Below are 17,925 nucleotides of genomic sequence, written 5' to 3'. Positions count from 1 at the left end.
CGGATCAGTTGCCCGGCCCGCGATAGGGCTCCGTCTCGTCGCGCTGGCCCGTCAGCTTCGGCCCGTTGGCACCGGGCAGGAGGAACAGGCTGTAATGGTCGCCCGCCTTCAGGGGCGGCAGCTTCAGCGGCTGCGACACCGCCGTTCCGCAGCTTGCCGCCAGAACCGCCTCGATGGGATTGATGGCGCGCTGGCGGGTGTCGTTGGTGGCGACGCCCTCGAACACGACGGGACCGCCATCCGCCACTGCCACGCTTGCCGCACAGCCGGGCACCAGATTGTAGACACGCAGCTGCGCCTTCAGATCGTTGCGGCCCTCGGTGGGATCGGTGATGACCACTGCGGGCCCCGAGGCCGGCACGATGACGGTGGAGAAGGCATCGGCGGGCGGAACGATGCCGCCCTCGGCCGGCTTGCCGGCAATGCTGACGGCGAGCGGGGCACCGCCCTTCACGATGCGGTAGATGGTGGCGGTGTCGCCGGCGGGAACGGCCGCAGCCGCCGCGCTGCCGATTGAGATGGGCGCGCCGCTCGCGGCAAGGTCCACCACCCGGACATAAGCCGAGCCGGTGGGCGGCTTCGGCGCATAAAGACGGGTCAGTTCCTGCGCAGCCGCAGGAGCAGCAAGAGCGGCAAGCGCAAAGGTCGCCAGCGCGAACCGCCGCATGGCGCGGCCCGAAACGGTCAAAGCGGCATTGGACGCGAGCATGAGCGCGATCCCGGACTGACCGGCAGACCCTGCGCCGGTTTCACTTGGCGACAGTTAGGGGTTGCATCCCGTCAAGGCAACGGAGCGCCCCCTTCAACTGCCGTTAAGGTTACGGGATAAGGGCGGCCGACGCCACCAGCTCCGCCTCAGCCGGTCGTCACGCACACTTGGCCGCCAGCGCCTGCGCGACCTTGGAGGCCGGCGTGCGACCGAGCGCTGCGGTGATCGCGCGGCCGGCGGCGGCGAGGCGGTCGAGATCGACGCCGGTCTCGATGCCGAGGCCGTTGAGCATGTAGACGAGATCCTCGGTGGCGAGATTGCCGGACGCGCCCTTGGCATAGGGACAGCCGCCAAGCCCCGCCACGGCCGAATCCACGCTGGCGACACCGATATCGAGGCAGGCCAGCACGTTGGCCAGCGCCTGCCCGTAGGTGTCGTGGAAATGGATGGCGGTGCGCTCCAGGCCGATGCGTTCGGCGACGGCTCCGGTCACCGCCTGCGCCTGGTCGGGCGTGCCGACGCCGATGGTGTCGCTCACCGAGACCTCGTAGCAGCCCATGGCGGTGAGGGCTTCCGACACCTCCACCACCTTCGCCACCGGCACCTCGCCCTGATAGGGGCAGCCGAGCGCGCAGCTCACATAGCCGCGCACCGCGACACCCCGTGCGCGGGCGAGATCGATGAGAGGGGTGAAGCGCTCCAGGCTCTCGGCGATGGTGCAGTTGATGTTTTTCTGCGTGAACGCCTCCGAGGCCGCGGTGAACACCGCCACCTCCTCGATGCCGCAGGCGAGCGCCAGCTCCAGCCCTTTCAGGTTGGGCGCCAGCACGGTGTAGCGCACGCCGGCCCGGCGGTTGATGGCGCCCAGCACTTCGGCGGTGTCGGCCATCTGCGGCACCCATTTGGGCGAAACGAACGAGCCGGCCTCGATCATCTTCAGCCCGGCGTCGGCGAGGGCGTCGATGAGCGCCACCTTGGCATCGAGGGGCACGATGCCCGGTTCGTTCTGCAGCCCGTCGCGGGGGCCGACCTCGACGATGCGGACGGAAGCGGGGCGGGCCATCAGGCGTCCTCCAGAACCAGAAGCTCGGCGCCCTCGTCCACGAGGTCGCCCACGGCGAATTTCAGCGCCTTCACCTTGCCATCGCGCGGCGCGGCGACGGTATGCTCCATCTTCATCGCCTCGACCACCACCAAAGCGGCGCCCTTCGTCACCTCCTGCCCTTCCTCCACCGCGATGCGGATGATGGTGCCAGGCATGGGCGCGACGAGGCGGCCGGCGGTGCCGGTGGCGGCCTGCGAGGCGAGGCGGGGATCGATGAAATCCACCGCATATTCTCCGCCGCGCACGAACACGGTGAGGCGGTTGCCGGTGCGGATCACCCGCGCCGAAAGGGCCACCCCGTCGAGGCGGGCACGCAGGCTGCCGTCCGCTTCCGCCTCGCCCTCCACCGCCATATCGCCGCCGGGCAAGGCCAGGATGAAGCCGTGGGGGCGGAAATGGGCGCGGATGTCGATGCGCCGTTCGCGGTCGGCAAAGGTCAGGTCCACATGGGCGTCGCGGTTGAGCCGCCAGCCGGGCGCGAGGCCCCAGGGCGACCACGGATCGGCCGCATCCACCGTCTCCGCCGACTGGCGCGCCTCCTCCTTCAGGATGGAGAGGGCGGCGAGGGCCAGCACCATGTCGTCCACCGGCGCTGGGGCGGGCAGCAGCACGTCCTGGTGGCGGGCGATGAAATTGGTGTCGAGTTCGGCCGCAGCAAAGGCCGGATGGGCGGCGATGGCCTTCAGGAACACCCGGTTGGTGGCGAGCCCCACCACTTCCGTGGCGGCGAGCGCCGCCTCCAGCCGCCGCACGGCTTCGAGCCGGTCGGCGCCGGAGACGATGATCTTGGCGATCATCGGATCGTAGTGAATGGAGACCGTATCCCCCGCCCGCACGCCGGTATCCACCCGCGTGTGGTCGAGATGGGAGGGCAGGACGAGGTGATCGAGCCGGCCCACCTGAGGCAGGAAGTCCCGCGCCGGGTCCTCCGCATAGAGCCGCACCTCGATGGCGTGGCCCTCAAGGGGAATCTCCTCCTGCGTCAGCGGCAGGGTCTCGCCCTGCGCGACGCGGATCTGCCATTGCACCAGATCCTGACCGGTGATGGCTTCCGTCACCGGATGCTCCACCTGAAGGCGGGTGTTCATCTCCATGAAATAGAAATGCTCGCCCTCGGCGATGAACTCCACCGTGCCGGCGCCGCGATAGCCGACTGCCTTGGCCGCATCCACCGCCGCCTGGCCCATGGCGGCGCGGCGCTCCGGCGTCATGCCGGGGGCAGGGGCTTCCTCCACCACCTTCTGGTGGCGACGCTGGATGGAGCAGTCGCGCTCGTGGAGATAGACGCAATTGCCGTGGCTGTCGGCGAAGACCTGCACCTCGATGTGGCGCGGGGTGGTGAGATATTTCTCCACCAGCACCTTGTCGTCGCCGAAGGCGCTCTTCGCCTCGCGCTGGGCGGAGGCCAAAGCCTCCGGGAACTCGGTGGCCGAGCGCACCACCTTCATGCCCTTGCCGCCGCCGCCGGCCGAGGCCTTGATGAGCACCGGGAAGCCGATGCGCTCCGCCTCGCGGGCGAGCAGGCCCGCATCCTGATCCTCGCCATGATAGCCGGGCACAAGCGGCACGCCCGCCTTCTCCATCAGCGCCTTGGCGGCGCTCTTGGAGCCCATGGCGCGGATGGCCGAGGCGGGCGGGCCGACGAAGACGATGCCGGCCTGTTCGCAGGCATCGGCGAAGGCGGCATTTTCGGAGAGGAAGCCGTAGCCGGGATGGATGGCATCCGCCCCGCTCTTCTTCGCGGCGTCGAGAATGGCGTCGATCCTGAGATAGCTCTCGCGCGCCGGCGCCGGGCCGATGGGATAGGCCTCGTCCGCCACGGCCACATGCAGCGCGTCCGAGTCCGCCTCCGAATAGACGGCGACGGTGCGCAGGCCCAGAGCCTTGGCGGTGCGCATCACGCGCACGGCGATCTCGCCGCGATTGGCGACGAGCAGGGTGCGGATGGGACGGATCATGCGGCCCCCCAATTGGGTTTTCTCTTTTCGAGGAAGGCGGTGACGCCCTCGCGGCCGTCGGCGCTGGCGCGCTGGTCGGCGATGCGATGGGCGGTGTCGGTGATGACGTGGTCGTCGAGGGGCTTGTCCACGGCGGCGACGAGCGCCTTGGTGGCGGCCACAGCGGCGGGGCTCGCCGCCTTCAGCGCCTTGAGATGGCGGGCGATGGCGGCGTCCAGCTCCTCCGCGGGCACCACCTCATGAACGAGGCCCAGCCCCAGCGCCGTCGCAGCGGAAAACCGCTCGGCGGTGAGGAAATAGCGCCGCGCCTGCCGCGCCCCCATGGCCCGCACCAGATAGGGGCTGATGACCGCCGGGATGAGGCCGATGCGCACCTCGGTGACGGCGAATTCCGCCTCCGGCACCGCCACCGCGATGTCGCTGGCCGCGATGAGACCGGTGGCACCGGCAAAGGCCGAACCGTGGATGCGCACGAGGGTGGGCTTCGGCGAGAGATCGATGGTGCGCATGAGCTTCGCGAGGCCCAGCGCATCGGCAAGGTTCTCCTCCCGCGAATAGGAGGCCATGCGGCGCATCCAGTTGAGATCGCCGCCGGAGCAGAAGACCGGCCCATTGGCGCGCAACAGGATGGCGACGGCCGACGGGTCCGCGATGGCCGCCTCATAGGCCTGCGTCAGCGCGGCGATCAGCGCGTCGTCGAAGGCGTTGCGCACCTCCGGCCGGTCGAGGGTGAGGATGGCGACGCCATCTTCGACGGTTGTGGTGAGGCCAGTGCTCGGGCTCATGGATTTCGCCTTTCGCGCCCGTCCATCACATGCGGAACACGCCGAAGCGTGTCTCCTGCTCGGGGGCGTTGAGGGCGGCGGACAAAGCGAGGGCCAGCACCATGCGGGTGTCGGCCGGGTCGATCACACCGTCGTCCCACAGCCGGGCCGAGGAATAATAGGGGTGGCCCTGCACCTCGTACTGGTGGCGGATGGGCGCCTTGAAGGCTTCCTCCTCCTCTGCCGGCCACGAGCCGCCGCGACCCTCGATGCCGTCGCGCTTCACCTGCGCCAGCACCCCCGCCGCCTGCTCGCCGCCCATCACCGAGATGCGGGCATTGGGCCACATCCACAGGAAGCGCGGATCGAAAGCGCGCCCGCACATGCCGTAGTTTCCGGCGCCGAAGGAATTGCCGATCACCACCGTGAACTTCGGCACGGACGCGCAGGACACGGCGGTGACGAACTTCGCGCCATCCTTGGCGATGCCGCCCGCCTCATATTTCCGCCCCACCATGAAGCCGGTGATGTTCTGCAGGAAGACGAGGGGAATATTGCGCTGGCAGCACAATTCCACGAAGTGCGCGCCCTTCAGCGCGCTCTCGGAGAAGAGGATGCCGTTGTTGGCGATGATGCCCACGGGATAGCCGAAGATGCGGGCGAAGCCTGTCACCAGCGTCGGCCCGTAGAGCGGCTTGAACTCGTCGAACTCGGAGCCGTCCACGATGCGGGCGATGATCTGGCGCACGTCGAACGGCTGCTTGGGATCGGCCGAGACGACGCCGTAAATCTCCTTCGCATCGTAGAGCGGCGCGCGCGGCTCGCGGATGTCGAGGGAATGAGCCTTCGTGGTGTTGAGGTCGGCGACGATGGCGCGGGCGATGCCCAGCGCATGGGCGTCGTTCTCCGCCATGTGGTCGGCGACGCCGGAGGTGCGGGTGTGGACCTCCGCACCGCCCAGCTCCTCGGCGGTGACGACCTCGCCCGTGGCCGCCTTCACCAGCGGCGGGCCGCCGAGGAAGATGGTGGCCTGGTTCTTCACCATGATGGACTGGTCGGCCATGGCCGGCACATAGGCGCCGCCGGCGGTGCAGGAGCCCATCACCACCGCGATCTGCGGGATGCCCTGTGCCGACATGTTGGCCTGATTGAAGAAGATGCGGCCGAAATGCTCGCGGTCGGGGAAGACCTCGTCCTGGTTCGGCAGGTTCGCGCCGCCGGAATCCACGAGGTAGATGCACGGCAGGTGGTTTTCCTGCGCGACGCGCTGGGCGCGCAGATGCTTCTTCACCGTCATGGGGAAATAGGTGCCGCCCTTCACCGTGGCATCGTTGGTGACGATGACGCATTCGCGGCCCGAGACGCGGCCGATGCCGGTGATGATGCCGGCGGCGGGCACCTCGTCGTCATACATGCCGTAGCCGGCGAGCTGGCTGAATTCCAGGAAGGGCGAGCCGGTGTCGAGCAGCGTGCGGATACGGTCCCGCGGCAGCAGCTTGCCGCGCTTCAGGTGGCGCTCGCGGGCGACGGCGCCGCCACCCTCCGCCACCTTTTCCACGACGGACCGAAGCTCCGCAACGGAGGCTTCCAGCGCCTCGCGGTTGCGGCGGAATGCGTCGGAGCGGCGGTCGACCGCATCCTCGATGATCGCCATGAGCGCTCTCGCCCCCAATGCCCGGGCGCACGACCGCCGGACCGATGATCGGCCGGAGCGCACGCCCTTTCGCCTCAAGAGAAACGACCTCCACAAGGACCGACGATCCTCGAGGAGCCCGGCTCTCGCGAACCGGCAGCGGGGCAGCCGGAGGCAAAGCGCGCCGATGCCCGCGCAGCTGGGCGCAAGGCGGCTCGGGCGTCTCCCTCGGCGCCGGTCGATGCCGGCTTGGAAACGATCGTACGTTTTTTTATTGGAGGCGCAAGGGCTTTCGCGCTGTCATTTTCGAGGGACGGCGCGCCGTCCCATCACGTCCGCGCGGCCTTGGGGACAGAGGCGGGCCGGCGCGTCGGCTTCTCATGTACCGGAAGCTCCGCGGGGGCTGCGAGGGGCTGAAGCGGGGCCCCTCCGGTGACGCCGCCGATGACCAGCGCCGTATAGGTGTCGACGATCTCGTCCTGGCTCAATCGGCCGCCGGGCAGGTACCACATGCAGATGCCGGTGAGCATGGAGATGATGGCGTAGGTGGCGACCTTGGGCTCGCGCACCTCGAACACGCCTTGCGCCGCACCCTGGCGCAGGATGCCCTCCAGCAGCCCCTCATAGCGCCGGCGCAGGCCGACCACGACGGCGCGATGCGCCTCGTCGAGGCTGCGGATTTCCATGTTGGCGATGAAGACGTGGGCGAGCCGCGTCATGTGGTAGCGCAGGTGGAAGGCGCAGAAGACCCTGAGACGCGCCAGCGGGTCTTCGATGCCGGCGAGGTCCGCCTCGGCCTTGCCGAGCAGATCCTCCATGTGGTCGCGCACGATGTCGAACAGCAGGGTCTGCTTGTTGTCGAAATATTTGTAGAGCGAGCCGGACTGAAGGCCCACCTCGGCCGCCAGCTGCCGCAGGCTCATGGCCTCATAGCCATGCTTGTAGATGAGCTTGACGCCCGCCTGCCGGATGGCTTCGGCGGTGCGTGCGCCGTTGGAACCGATGGTGCGCGCCATTGCCTTTTAACGTTCGATGTCCCGGCCCTTCAAAGGTCCGGCCCGGGTGTCTTCATTGCGCCAGCGGACTGCGCGAACGCGCAATCCGGCTGCGATCCGGGTGGCAGAGTGCGAGCCCAGCCCCCACGATGCAAGATCATCTTGCGACACGAAATGCCGCTTGACCACAATAAAAAAGAACGCTTGATTGTTTAACCAAACCGGCGAAACGACCGGGCCGAGAAATCGGACAACGCACCCGGTCCGCCGCACAGCGCGGAGCGCCGGATGGGGAGATGACGACATGGCCACCCTGCGGGCGTGACCTCTCAATCCTTGTGCATCGAAATGGCGTGGGATGCTTCTCCGGCGTAGTGGACGCAGCCGTCTGCATCCACGTGGCCGGTATCCCCGGTGATGTAATAGTCGCGGCCGAACCGAAATCTGGCCTCCGTCGCCGTTTCGTCCTGGCTGTAGGCGCGAAACCAGAAGAGCGGCGAGCGCGGAACGTGGATCGCCAGTATTCCCTCCGCGCCCACGCCCAGCTCGGCGCCCGTCTCGTCGAGGACGACGAGGGAAAATCCGGGCGCGACCCGGCCGACGGACACACGATCGAGGGAGCGGGGATCATGCGGGTCATGCTTCATGCCGACGATCATGCCCGCTTCGCGGTGGCCATACTGGTTCACCAGCGGCACGCCGAGCTTCTGCGTGACCCAGGAGATGATGTCCTGGGGCAGGGGCTCGCCGCCCACGGTGACGATGCGCAGCGCGAGACGATGCGATGCCGCGACGGGATCGCCGCGGCGCCAGGCCCGGATCTGTGACGGGGCGGCGGTAAGGTTGGTGACGCGGAACTTCGACAGGACACGGTAGCCTTGCGAGACGTCGTAGGGCCCGTCGCAGAACAGGATGGACTTGCCGATCAGGAGCGGGCCGACGAGACCGTAGAAAACGCCGTACTCCCAACCCTGGTCGGTCATGTTCCAGAATACGTCCTCGTCACGGACGTCGAGCCCGTGGCGCATGTATTGCTCGATTTCGGCCAGGGCGCGGACGGGGGTCAGGATGCCGTATCTCGGTTCCACCACCTTGGCCGAATAGGTCATGATGAACGGGTCGTTTTCGCCATAGGTGGCGGCTTCGGCCAGCGGCTCCGCCTCGTAGATCGACGACCAGAACTGCGTGAGGCGCCCTTCTATGCGGTTGATATGGTCTCCCTCCACGAGAAAGACAGGAGTGGATGGCGTGATGTACTTGCGGGCGCGCTCGACCAGCACGCGATCTGCGACGATCGCCTTCGCGCCGCCCGCCTCCAGACGGGCATTCACGGCCGATGCGGAATAGGTGGAAAAGAGCGGCATGTAGACCGCGCCGACCCGCCAGATTGCGAGGGCCGCAATGATCAGTTCAACGCCCTTGGGCAGCATCACGGCGACGCGGTCGCCCTTCCTGATGCCGACGGACGTCAGGACACGGGCAAACCGCGATGAATAGTCCGACAGCCTGCCGAAGCTCAGTTCCGAGGTCTGGCCCGATACCGATTCGTGGATCATGGCCGGAAGGGCGCGCTTGCCCGGCAGGTGCCGGTCGCAGAGCAGGTGAGCGAGGGATATGGCGTTCCCGCAATATTCCGGCCTTTGGTACAGGCTCGGATTGGGCGCGGGGTCAGGCTGTGGCGTGCCTGAGGCCGGAGGTTTCCCGGCCCGATTGCTCATCTCCAGGAAGAATTCGCCGAAGGTGTAGAACCGGCTCGCCGCGTCATAGGCCAGTAAGCCCTCGTGAACGAGCGCCGCGGCAAGACGATGGGCGGTGGCCTTGGAAAGCCCGGTGCCCTCGACGAGTTCCGCGAGGCGCGCGCCATGGGACGGCGCACCGGCCACGGCCCGCAGGACCGAAATGGCCCGGGACAAGCTTTGGGCGCCCTTGGGGCCCGAGTCCGGATCGGAAGACGCAAGCATGTCTTATTATGTGAGACGAATTCAAATCGACCGCAATATTTTTCGCGATCGCCTTAAGTCTCGCTTGAAAGATTCAAACGGTCGCTCGATAATGAAATCAATCAGCGTCTCATAATATGAGATAGCGGCTCATAGAAGCCAACCCGCGATGCGGGATAGGGAGGGGACCATGTCGCTACCTGCCGCTTCGGCCGGAGCTGCCACGGGCGTGTCTGCCCTGCTTGATGTGCAGAACATCTCGCTCCGCTTCGGAGGCCTCAAGGCGCTGTCCGATGTGAGCTTCCATGTGCGCCCCGGCGAGCTGTTCTCCATCATCGGCCCCAACGGCGCCGGCAAGACATCCATGCTGAACTGCATCTCCGGCCGCTACACGCCGAGCGACGGGCGCGTGGTGTTCGATGGCGCCGACGTGACCAAGCTGAAGCCCAATCGCCGCGCCGAGATCGGCATCGGCCGCACCTTCCAGAACCTCGCGCTGTTCAGTCACATGAGCGTGCTCGACAACATCATGGTCGGCCGCCATCACCTCCTGAAGAACAACTTCTTCACCGGTGCGCTCTACTGGATCGGCGGCGCGCAGAAGGAAGAGCTGGAGCATCGCCGCAAGGTGGAGGAGGTCATCGACTTCCTCGATATCCAGCATGTGCGCAAGGCCACCGCCGGCACCCTCTCCTACGGGCTTCGCAAGCGCGTGGAACTCGCCCGCGCGGTGGCGCTGGAGCCCAAGCTCATTCTCCTCGACGAGCCCATGGCGGGCATGAATCTCGAAGAGAAGGAGGACATGGCCCGCTACATCGTCGATCTCAACGAGGAATGGGGCATGACGATCATCATGATCGAGCATGACATGGGCGTGGTGATGGACATCTCCCACCGGGTGATGGTGCTCGATTTCGGCCGCAAGCTGGTGGAGGGCGAGCCCGCCGCCGTGCTGGCCGATCCGCACGTTCGCAAGGCCTACCTCGGCGAGGAGGATCTTGAGATCGAAGAGGCGGCGCCCGCCGCCGTGTCCGCATGATGCGGCAAGGCTGAGGCGCACCATGGCTCCCATTCCCGCCTATCCCGACGTCACGGTCCACGACACCCTGCCGAAGCTGCTGCGGCTGAACGCGAAAGCCCACGCCGGCGAGACGTGGCTGCGCGAGAAGGACCTCGGCATCTGGATTTCCTACACCTGGGGCGAGGTCGCGACCCGTGTGCGCGACATGACCCTCGGGCTCACCACGCTCGGCGTCTCCCGCGGTGACGTGATCGGCCTCATCGGCGACAACCGGCCGGAATGGCTGATGGGCGAGATCGCCGCCCATGCCATCGGCGGCATGAGCCTCGGCATCTATCGCGATGCGCTGGGCGACGAGGTGGCCTATCTCGTCACTTACGCAGATGTTGCGGTGGTCTTCGCCGAGGACGAGGAGCAGGTCGACAAGCTGCTCTCGCTCGACGAGAAGATCCCCACCGTCCGGCACATCGTCTATTCCGACCCGCGCGGCATCCGCAAATATGACGATCCGCGCCTCATCTCGCTGAAGGAGCTGGAGAAGCGCGGCGCCGAGGTGGCTGCCCGCGATGCCGGCGCCTATGACCGCCTCGTGGATGCCGGCAAGGGCGAGGATGTGGCCATCCTCTGCACCACCTCGGGCACCACCTCCCACCCCAAGCTCGCCATGCTCACAGGCGGCGCGCTGCTGAGGCATTGCCGGGCCTATCTGGACATGGACCCGCGCCTGCCCACCGACGAATACGTCAGTGTTCTGCAGATGCCGTGGATCATGGAGCAGATCTACGCCTTCGGTCAGGCGCTCATCTCCCGCATGAAGGTGAACTTCGTGGAGGAGCAGGAGACGCTGATGGCCGACATGCGGGAGATCGGCCCCTCCTTCGTGCTGTTCGCTCCACGCGTGTGGGAGCAGATTGCCGCCGATGTGCGCTCGCGCATGATGGATTCCTCCGCCCTGAAGCGCGGCATGTTCGACCTCGGCATGAAGCTCGGCCTCAAGGCGCTGGACGAGGGGCGGCGCTCCCCCCTCGCCGACTTCATCCTGTTCAGGGCCCTGCGCGACCGCCTCGGCTTCTCGCACCTGAAATCCGCCGCCACGGGCGGCGCGGCATTGGGGCCGGACACCTTCCGCTTCTTCCTCGCGCTGGGCGTGCCCATGCGCCAGCTCTACGGCCAGACCGAACTGCTCGGCGCCTACACGCTACACAAGGAAAAGGACGTCGATTTCGACACGGTGGGCGTGCCGTTCGAGGGCGTCGAGATCCGCATCGACGATCCCGATCCCAACGGCCTCGGCGAGGTGGTCACCCGCCACGCCAACATGTTCACCGGCTACTTCCGCAACGACGAGGAAACGAAAAAGTCCTTCGCCGAGGAAGGCTGGATGCGCACGGGTGATGCCGGCTTCTTCAATGGCAAGGGCCATCTCGTCGTCATCGACCGCATCCGCGACATGGCGAAGACCTCGCACAATGATCGCTTCTCGCCGCAATATATCGAGAACAAGCTGAAGTTCTCGCCTTACGTGGCCGAAGCGGTCGTGCTGGGCGACGGGCGCGACAGCTTGGCGGCGCTCATCTGCATCCGCTTCTCCATCGTCTCCAAGTGGGCGGAGAAGAACCGCATCTCGTTCACCACCTATACGGACCTCTCGGCGCGGCCCGAAGTCATCGCGCTTCTGAAGAAGGAAGTGGAGGGGGTGAACCGGACGCTCGCCGAGAAGCAGCGCATCGGCCGTTTCCTCCTGCTTTACAAGGAGCTGGACGCCGACGACGGCGAGCTGACCCGCACCCGCAAGGTGCGCCGCGGCGTCATCAACGAGCGCTACGGCACCATCATCGATGCCATGTACGAGGGGCAGAAGGTGATCGACGTGGACACCACCATCACCTTCCAGGACGGCACCCGCCAGCGGATCAAGACCAAGCTAGACGTCATCGACCTCGGCGCCCCGCCGCCGGTGAAGGATGACGGAAAAAAGAGGGCGGCGTGATGCAATCCCAGCTCCTGCTTCAGCTCATCATCAACGGGCTCATCATCGGCACGCTCTATGGCGTGGTCGGCATGTGCTTCGTGCTCATCTACAAGGCCTCGCAGGTGGTGAACTTCGCCCAGGGCGAGTTCCTGCTCATCGGCGCCTGGACCTGCTGGTGGCTGCTGACCGCCTGGAACATCCCCTTCTTCTGGGGCTTCCTCATCGCCGTCTGCTTCATGATGGTGTTCGGCATCGCCGTGCAAATGATCGTGCTGCGCCCGCTCATCGGCGAGCCGATCATCTCCGTCATCATGGTGACGATCGGCCTCTCCATCTTCTTCCAGGCGCTGATGAAGTGGATGTTCGGCACCTTCGCGCAGCCGTTCCCGCCCATCTTCCCGGTGGCACAGGTGAACATCCTGGGGCTGCAGGTGCAGACGGCCTATCTCATGTCCACGGGCGTCAGCCTCGCGATCATGGCGGGCTTCGCCTGGTTCTTTAAGTACTCGCGGCTCGGCCTCGCCATGCGGGCCACCGCCTTCTCCCAGCAGGTGGCACAGTCCCTCGGCATCTCGGTGCGCCAGGTGTTCGCGCTCTCTTGGGGTATCTCGGCGGCGGTTTCAGCGGTGGCCGGCGTGGTGGTGGGCATCGTCAACGGCGTGTCGTCGGCGCTCTCCTACTTCGGCATCAAGGTGTTCCCGGCGGTGATCCTCGGCGGCCTCGACAGCGTGTTCGGCGCGGTGGTGGGCGGTCTCATCGTCGGCCTCCTGGAAAACCTCGGCCAATACGTGGACAGCCAGTATCTGAAGTGGGGCAACCTCTACGAGATCATCCCCTTCTACGCCCTGATCATCATCCTGATGATCAAGCCCTACGGGCTGTTCGGCACCCGCGACATCGAGAGGGTCTGAGGTCATGGCGCTCACCTCCCTGCGGCCGTGCGGCGACTATCGCACCAGCTACAAGGCCGACCAGACCATCTTCCAGACGCGGCTGACGCTGATCTTCGTCATCCTCGCCATCGCGGCCCTGTGCTGCACGCCGCTGTTCGCCTCGCGCTACGTGCTGAGCCTGATGATCCAGATCGGCTATCTCGGCATCGCCGCGCTGGGGCTGAACATCCTGGTCGGATTTTCCGGGCAGATCTCCATCGGCCACGCGGTGTTCTTCGGCTTCGGCGGTTTCGCCTCCGCTTATCTGGCCAACAAGGGCGTGCCGGTGCTCTTCGCCATCGTGCTGGCGGGGCTGTGGACCACTGTGGTGGGCCTCATCTTCGGCCTGCCGGCGGCACGGGTGAAGGGGCTCTACCTCGCCATCGCGACGCTCGCCGCCCAGTTCATCCTGCAGGACTTCTTCGTGCGCGCCGAATGGTTCACCGGCGGCACCCACGGCGCCATCGCCGCGCCCTTCACCCTGTTCGGCTACGACATGTCGGGCGATGCGCGCTATTTCTACGTGGTGCTGTTCTTCGTGGTCATCGGCTACATCGGCGCCACCAATCTCATGCGCAGCCGCGACGGGCGGGCGCTGATCGCCGTGCGCGACCATTATCTCTCCGCCGAGATGATGGGCGTGAACCTCACCAAGTATCGCACCATGGCGTTCGGCATCTCGTCCTTCTACGCCGGTATCGGCGGGGCGCTCTATGCGCACTATGTGGGCTTCATGTCGGTGGAGGGGCTCGACATCCTCTTCTCCATCCAGTTCCTCGGCATGATCATCATCGGCGGGCTCGGCTCCATCATGGGCTCGCTGATGGGCACCGTGTTCATGGTGCTGCTGCCCGAGGCCACCGGCTGGCTCGCATCCGCGCTGCAGGGCTCGGCCATCGACCAGGCGCTGCACCTCAAAGACGGCATCACCTACATGCGCGAGATGCTGATCGGCCTCACCATCATCCTCTTCCTCATCTTCGAGCCGGACGGCCTCGCCCACCGCTGGCGCCTTATCAAGGCCTACTGGAAGCTCTATCCCTTCTCCTATTGACGCGTTCAGGTCCCGACGAAACCCGAGCCGAGGCGGCGCAGACCGCCCGGCGCAAGAGGAAACCCAAGGAGCCACAGATGAAGCGACTGACCCTTTCCCTCGTCTCTGCGTTGGCGATTGCCGCAGCGACGCCCGCGCTCGCGCAGTCGATCAACATCGGCCATCTCGCCGACTATTCCGGCGGCACCTCGGACGTGGGCCAGCCCTACGGTCAGGGCATCCAGGACACCATCGCCTGGATCAATGCCAATGGCGGCGTCAACGGCAAGAAGATCAATTCCGACTTCAACGAATACGGCTACCAGGTGCCCCGCGCGCTGGCCGCCTTCAAGAAGTGGGTGGGCACCGACAAGGTGGTCGCCATCCAGGGCTGGGGCACCGCCGATACCGAAGCCCTCGTGGGCATGGTGACGAAGGAGGAGATCCCCTATTACTCGGGCTCCTACTCCGCCTCCCTCACCGATCCCGTGGGCAAGGTGAACGCCAAGAGCGAGCGCGCCGCGCCGTTCAACTTCTTCTACGGCCCGTCCTATTCGGACGCCGCCCGCGCCATGGTGCAGTGGGCCGCCGACGACTGGAAGAAGAAGGGCAAGCCCGGCAAGCCCAAGTGGGTCCATATGGGCGCCAACCACCCCTACCCGAACTCGCCCAAGGAAGCGGCGGCGGAATATGCCAAGTCGCTCGGCTTCGAGGTGCTCGATCCCATCACCTTCGCCCTCACGCCGGGTGACTACACGCCCCAGTGCCTGACGCTGAAGCAGTCCGGCGCCAACTACGCGTATCTCGGCAACACCGCCGGCTCCAACATCTCGGTGCTGAAGGCGTGCAAGACCGCCGGTGTGGACGTGCAGTTCCTCGGCAACGTGTGGGGCATGGACGAGAACGCCATGAAGGCCGCCGGCGAGGCCGCCAACGGCGTCGTCTTCCCGGTGCGCACCGCCGTGACCTGGAACGGCTCGGCGCCCGGCCTTGCCACCGCCAAGGAGATTTCCAAGATGTCGGATGCCTCGGGCGCGGCCTATCGCCCGGTGCACTATCTCGCGGCCATCTGCACCGCCCTCTACATGAAGGAAGCCATGGAGTGGGCGGACAAGAACGGCGGCGTGACCGGCGTGAAGATCCGCGACGGCATGTACCAGAAGAAGGACTGGGTGCCGAAGGGCATGGACGGCGTGTGCAATCCCTCCACCTGGACCGCCACCGACCACCGCCCCACCACCCGCGTGGACCTCTACCGCTCCGTGGTGACGGGCCCCACGGACGCCTCCGTGGCCGACCTCGTGAAGGCCGGCACCATCAAGCTCGAAAAGGTCGCCACCATCGACCTGCCGCGCAAGACGGAACTGCAGGGCTGGTGAGGCTTTAACAGGGCGTCATGGCCGGGCTTGTCCCGGCCATCCACGTGGGACGGCCGGGCGCATCTGGCGCGGTCGGCTCCTGCGGGACGACGTGGATGCCCGGGACAAGCCCGGGCATGACGGTGCGATGAGGATGAATGCCATGGCCGAGGCCGCACTGAAGTTCGAACCCGCCGCCGAGACCGCGCCCCCGCTCCTGTCGGTGGACAATATCGAGGTGGTCTACAACGACGTCATCCTCGTCCTGCGCGGCCTTTCCCTGAAGGTGCCGAAGGGCCAGATCGTCGCTTTGCTCGGCTCCAACGGCGCCGGCAAGTCCACCACGCTGAAGGCGATCTCCGGCCTCCTGAAGACCGAGGACGGCGAGATCACCCGTGGCGACGTGACCTTCATGGGCGAGCGCATCAACGGCATCGAGCCGGATAGGATCGTTCGCCGCGGCATCTTCCAGGTGATGGAAGGCCGCCGCATCATCGCCGACATGACCTGCCTCGAGAACCTCCGCCTCGGCGCCTTCACCCGGCGCGACAACGAGGTGAAGAGCGACATCGAGCGCGTCTACGAATACTTCCCCCGCCTGAAGGAGCGCACCGGCCTTGCCGGCTATCTCTCGGGCGGCGAGCAGCAGATGCTGGCCATCGGCCGGGCCATCATGTCCCGCCCCAAGCTCATCCTCATGGACGAGCCCTCCATGGGCCTGTCGCCGCTTCTGGTGAAGGAGGTGTTCTCCATCATCAAGAAGCTGAACCAGGACCTCGGCGTCACCATCCTCCTGGTGGAGCAGAACGCCCGCGTGGCGCTCTCCGTGGCGGACTACGGCTACATCATGGAGCAGGGCAAGATCGTGCTCGATGGCAGTGCCGAGATGCTGGCGACCAACGAGGACGTGAAGGAATTCTACCTCGGCCAGGGCGGCGGCGAGGAGCGCAAGAGCTTCAAGAACCTGAAGAGCTTCAAGCGCCGGAAACGGTGGCTCTGAGGCTAGCGGGGGCGCCGCGATCTGAACAGCACGGCGTCATGGCCGGGCTTGTCCCGGCCATCCACGTGGAGCGGCCGGGAACACTACCAACCATTTCTCCGGCGGCCCGACGTGGATGGCCGGGACGAGCCCGGCCATGACGGCACCAAAAGGGACAGGGCGCGGGACAGGAAGACACCATGACCGATCCGAACCGCCACTACGACGCCAGCGAGACCCGCGATCCCGAAGCGCGCGAGCAGGCGCTGATGCAGGCGCTCGCCGCGCAGGTTGCCCACGCCAAGGCGAAGGCTCCCTATTTCGCCGCACTGTTCAAGGACGTGGACCCGGCCGCCATCACCACGCGGGCGGCGCTGGCGCAGCTGCCCGTCACCCGCAAGTCGGATCTGCTTGAGATCCAGCCGAGGAACTATCCCTTCGGCGGGCTGAACGCGACGCCGCCCGGCAGGCTGGCCCGCATCTTCATGTCGCCCGGCCCCATCTATGACGTGGAGGGTCATGGCCCCGATTTCTGGCGCTTCGCCCGCGGCCTGTTCGCGGCCGGCTTCCGCGCCGGGGACATCGTGCACAATTCCTTCTCCTATCACCTGACCCCCGCCGGCTCGATGATCGAGAGTGGCGCCCATGCGCTGGGTTGCGCCGTGGTGCCGGCCGGCGTCGGCCAGACCGACCAGCAATTGCGCGCCATCGCCGACATCCGCCCGCAGGGCTACGGCGGCACACCCTCCTTCCTGAAGATCCTCGTGGACAAGGCGCGGGAGACCGGCACCGACATCTCCTGCCTCACCAAGGCATTGGTGTCGGGCGAGGCCTTCCTGCCGGTCCATCGGGCCGAGCTGAAGGCCGCCGGTATCACCGCCCGCCAGTGCTACGGCACGGCCGACCTCGGCCTCGTCGCCTATGAGAGCGAGGCCGAGGACGGCATGATCGTCGACGAGGGCTGCCTCGTGGAAATTCTGCGCCCCGGCACCGGCGATCCGGTGGAGGCCGTGGGCGAGGTGGGTGAGGTGGTCGTCACTTTGTTCGAGCCTGACTATCCCCTCGTGCGCTTCGCCACCGGCGACCTCTCCGCCGTGATGCCGGGCACCAGCCCCTGCGGGCGCACCAACATCCGCCTGAAAGGCTGGATGGGCCGCGCCGACCAGACCACGAAGATCCGCGGCATGTTCGTGCATCCCGTGCAGGTTCAGGCGGCGGTGAAGAAGCATCCGGCCGTGGCGAGGGCCCGCCTCGTGGTGGATCGCGCGGGCGATCAGGACGACATGGCCCTGGAGATCGAGGTGGCGGACGCCGCCGCGCTCTCGCAGGATGCCCTGCTGGAGGACATCCGCTCCGCCACCAAGCTGCGCGGCCGGCTCGTCGTGCTCTCGCCCGGCACGCTGCCCGCTGACGCCAAGACCATCGAGGACCGCCGTCCGGTGTGAGGCGGGAACTCTTCCCTTTCCGACTTTCTTAAATTCCTCTCAGAAAAGCCCTTTTGTTTCAGATCGTTATGGACACTTCTT

14 protein-coding genes are annotated in these 17,925 nt (G+C 66.5%); 7 read left to right on the top strand and 7 right to left on the bottom strand.

The genetic code is table 11. The annotated features are described in order from the left end of the window. Window positions 1–4 precede the first annotated feature (4 nt). From ACE3QW_RS05850 to ACE3QW_RS05820, 7 genes are all read right to left on the bottom strand, one after another. A complete protein-coding gene (locus ACE3QW_RS05850; protein WP_374250803.1) occupies window positions 5–709 on the bottom strand; it encodes an alginate O-acetyltransferase AlgF in 705 nt (234 codons plus the stop codon). Window positions 710–866: 157 nt separating this feature from the next. After that, window positions 867–1,772 carry a hydroxymethylglutaryl-CoA lyase gene (locus ACE3QW_RS05845; protein ID WP_374250802.1) on the bottom strand — a complete coding sequence of 302 codons (906 nt, stop codon included), beginning with the start codon at window positions 1,770–1,772 and terminating at the stop codon, window positions 867–869. Then, window positions 1,772–3,772 carry an acetyl-CoA carboxylase biotin carboxylase subunit gene (locus ACE3QW_RS05840; protein WP_374250801.1) on the bottom strand — a complete coding sequence of 667 codons (2,001 nt, stop codon included), beginning with the start codon at window positions 3,770–3,772 and terminating at the stop codon, window positions 1,772–1,774. Before ACE3QW_RS05840 ends, ACE3QW_RS05845 begins: the two co-directional genes overlap by 1 nt. Continuing rightward, entirely contained in the window at window positions 3,769–4,557 is a 789-nt protein-coding gene (locus ACE3QW_RS05835) for an enoyl-CoA hydratase/isomerase family protein (protein ID WP_374250800.1), read from the bottom strand. Before ACE3QW_RS05835 ends, ACE3QW_RS05840 begins: the two co-directional genes overlap by 4 nt. 25 nt (window positions 4,558–4,582) lie before the next feature. Continuing rightward, window positions 4,583–6,190, bottom strand: a complete 1,608-nt coding sequence (locus ACE3QW_RS05830) for a carboxyl transferase domain-containing protein (protein ID WP_374250799.1) — start codon at window positions 6,188–6,190, stop codon at window positions 4,583–4,585. 308 nt (window positions 6,191–6,498) lie between these two features. Continuing rightward, a complete protein-coding gene (locus ACE3QW_RS05825; RefSeq protein ID WP_374250798.1) occupies window positions 6,499–7,185 on the bottom strand; it encodes a TetR/AcrR family transcriptional regulator in 687 nt (228 codons plus the stop codon). A 308-nt stretch (window positions 7,186–7,493) separates the two neighbouring features. Beyond that, a complete protein-coding gene (locus tag ACE3QW_RS05820; RefSeq protein ID WP_374250797.1) occupies window positions 7,494–9,125 on the bottom strand; it encodes an AMP-binding protein in 1,632 nt (543 codons plus the stop codon). Between the two features lie 169 nt (window positions 9,126–9,294). Here ACE3QW_RS05820 and ACE3QW_RS05815 point away from each other — a divergent pair, with 169 nt between their 5' ends. From ACE3QW_RS05815 to ACE3QW_RS05785, 7 genes are all read left to right on the top strand, one after another. After that, window positions 9,295–10,143: an ABC transporter ATP-binding protein gene (locus ACE3QW_RS05815; RefSeq protein ID WP_245279297.1), complete on the top strand. Its 849-nt coding sequence runs from the start codon at window positions 9,295–9,297 to the stop codon at window positions 10,141–10,143. Between the two features lie 22 nt (window positions 10,144–10,165). Further along, window positions 10,166–12,115 carry a long-chain fatty acid--CoA ligase gene (locus ACE3QW_RS05810; RefSeq protein WP_374250796.1) on the top strand — a complete coding sequence of 650 codons (1,950 nt, stop codon included), beginning with the start codon at window positions 10,166–10,168 and terminating at the stop codon, window positions 12,113–12,115. Continuing rightward, window positions 12,115–13,008, top strand: coding sequence for a branched-chain amino acid ABC transporter permease (locus ACE3QW_RS05805; protein ID WP_024276586.1), 894 nt, complete (start codon window positions 12,115–12,117; stop codon window positions 13,006–13,008). The genes ACE3QW_RS05810 and ACE3QW_RS05805 overlap by 1 nt, the downstream gene beginning before the upstream one ends. 4 nt (window positions 13,009–13,012) lie before the next feature. Continuing rightward, window positions 13,013–14,083: a branched-chain amino acid ABC transporter permease gene (locus ACE3QW_RS05800; protein WP_374250795.1), complete on the top strand. Its 1,071-nt coding sequence runs from the start codon at window positions 13,013–13,015 to the stop codon at window positions 14,081–14,083. A 77-nt stretch (window positions 14,084–14,160) separates the two neighbouring features. Next, entirely contained in the window at window positions 14,161–15,441 is a 1,281-nt protein-coding gene (locus ACE3QW_RS05795) for an ABC transporter substrate-binding protein (protein ID WP_029556278.1), read from the top strand. Between the two features lie 133 nt (window positions 15,442–15,574). Continuing rightward, a complete protein-coding gene (locus tag ACE3QW_RS05790) occupies window positions 15,575–16,420 on the top strand; it encodes an ABC transporter ATP-binding protein (protein WP_029556277.1) in 846 nt (281 codons plus the stop codon). 179 nt (window positions 16,421–16,599) lie between these two features. Beyond that, a complete protein-coding gene (locus ACE3QW_RS05785) occupies window positions 16,600–17,844 on the top strand; it encodes a phenylacetate--CoA ligase family protein (protein WP_374250794.1) in 1,245 nt (414 codons plus the stop codon). Window positions 17,845–17,925: the final 81 nt, after the last annotated feature.

The sequence above is a fragment of the Xanthobacter sp. genome, assembly GCF_041911315.1.
In the GTDB taxonomy this organism is placed as follows: domain Bacteria; phylum Pseudomonadota; class Alphaproteobacteria; order Rhizobiales; family Xanthobacteraceae; genus Xanthobacter; species Xanthobacter aminoxidans.
Note: the sequence above shows the minus strand (reverse complement) of the source record. Positions and strands in the feature narration are given on the sequence as shown.

Coding starts and splice junctions, on each gene's coding strand:
- ACE3QW_RS05810 (WP_374250796.1), top strand. CDS start 10,166: ATGGCTCCCATTCCCGCCTATCCCGACGTCACGGTCCACGACACCCTG.
- ACE3QW_RS05800 (WP_374250795.1), top strand. CDS start 13,013: ATGGCGCTCACCTCCCTGCGGCCGTGCGGCGACTATCGCACCAGCTAC.
- ACE3QW_RS05785 (WP_374250794.1), top strand. CDS start 16,600: ATGACCGATCCGAACCGCCACTACGACGCCAGCGAGACCCGCGATCCC.
- ACE3QW_RS05830 (WP_374250799.1), bottom strand. CDS start 6,190: ATGGCGATCATCGAGGATGCGGTCGACCGCCGCTCCGACGCATTCCGC.
- ACE3QW_RS05795 (WP_029556278.1), top strand. CDS start 14,161: ATGAAGCGACTGACCCTTTCCCTCGTCTCTGCGTTGGCGATTGCCGCA.
- ACE3QW_RS05805 (WP_024276586.1), top strand. CDS start 12,115: ATGCAATCCCAGCTCCTGCTTCAGCTCATCATCAACGGGCTCATCATC.
- ACE3QW_RS05840 (WP_374250801.1), bottom strand. CDS start 3,772: ATGATCCGTCCCATCCGCACCCTGCTCGTCGCCAATCGCGGCGAGATC.
- ACE3QW_RS05820 (WP_374250797.1), bottom strand. CDS start 9,125: ATGCTTGCGTCTTCCGATCCGGACTCGGGCCCCAAGGGCGCCCAAAGC.
- ACE3QW_RS05845 (WP_374250802.1), bottom strand. CDS start 1,772: ATGGCCCGCCCCGCTTCCGTCCGCATCGTCGAGGTCGGCCCCCGCGAC.
- ACE3QW_RS05815 (WP_245279297.1), top strand. CDS start 9,295: ATGTCGCTACCTGCCGCTTCGGCCGGAGCTGCCACGGGCGTGTCTGCC.
- ACE3QW_RS05790 (WP_029556277.1), top strand. CDS start 15,575: ATGAATGCCATGGCCGAGGCCGCACTGAAGTTCGAACCCGCCGCCGAG.
- ACE3QW_RS05850 (WP_374250803.1), bottom strand. CDS start 709: ATGCTCGCGTCCAATGCCGCTTTGACCGTTTCGGGCCGCGCCATGCGG.
- ACE3QW_RS05835 (WP_374250800.1), bottom strand. CDS start 4,557: ATGAGCCCGAGCACTGGCCTCACCACAACCGTCGAAGATGGCGTCGCC.
- ACE3QW_RS05825 (WP_374250798.1), bottom strand. CDS start 7,185: ATGGCGCGCACCATCGGTTCCAACGGCGCACGCACCGCCGAAGCCATC.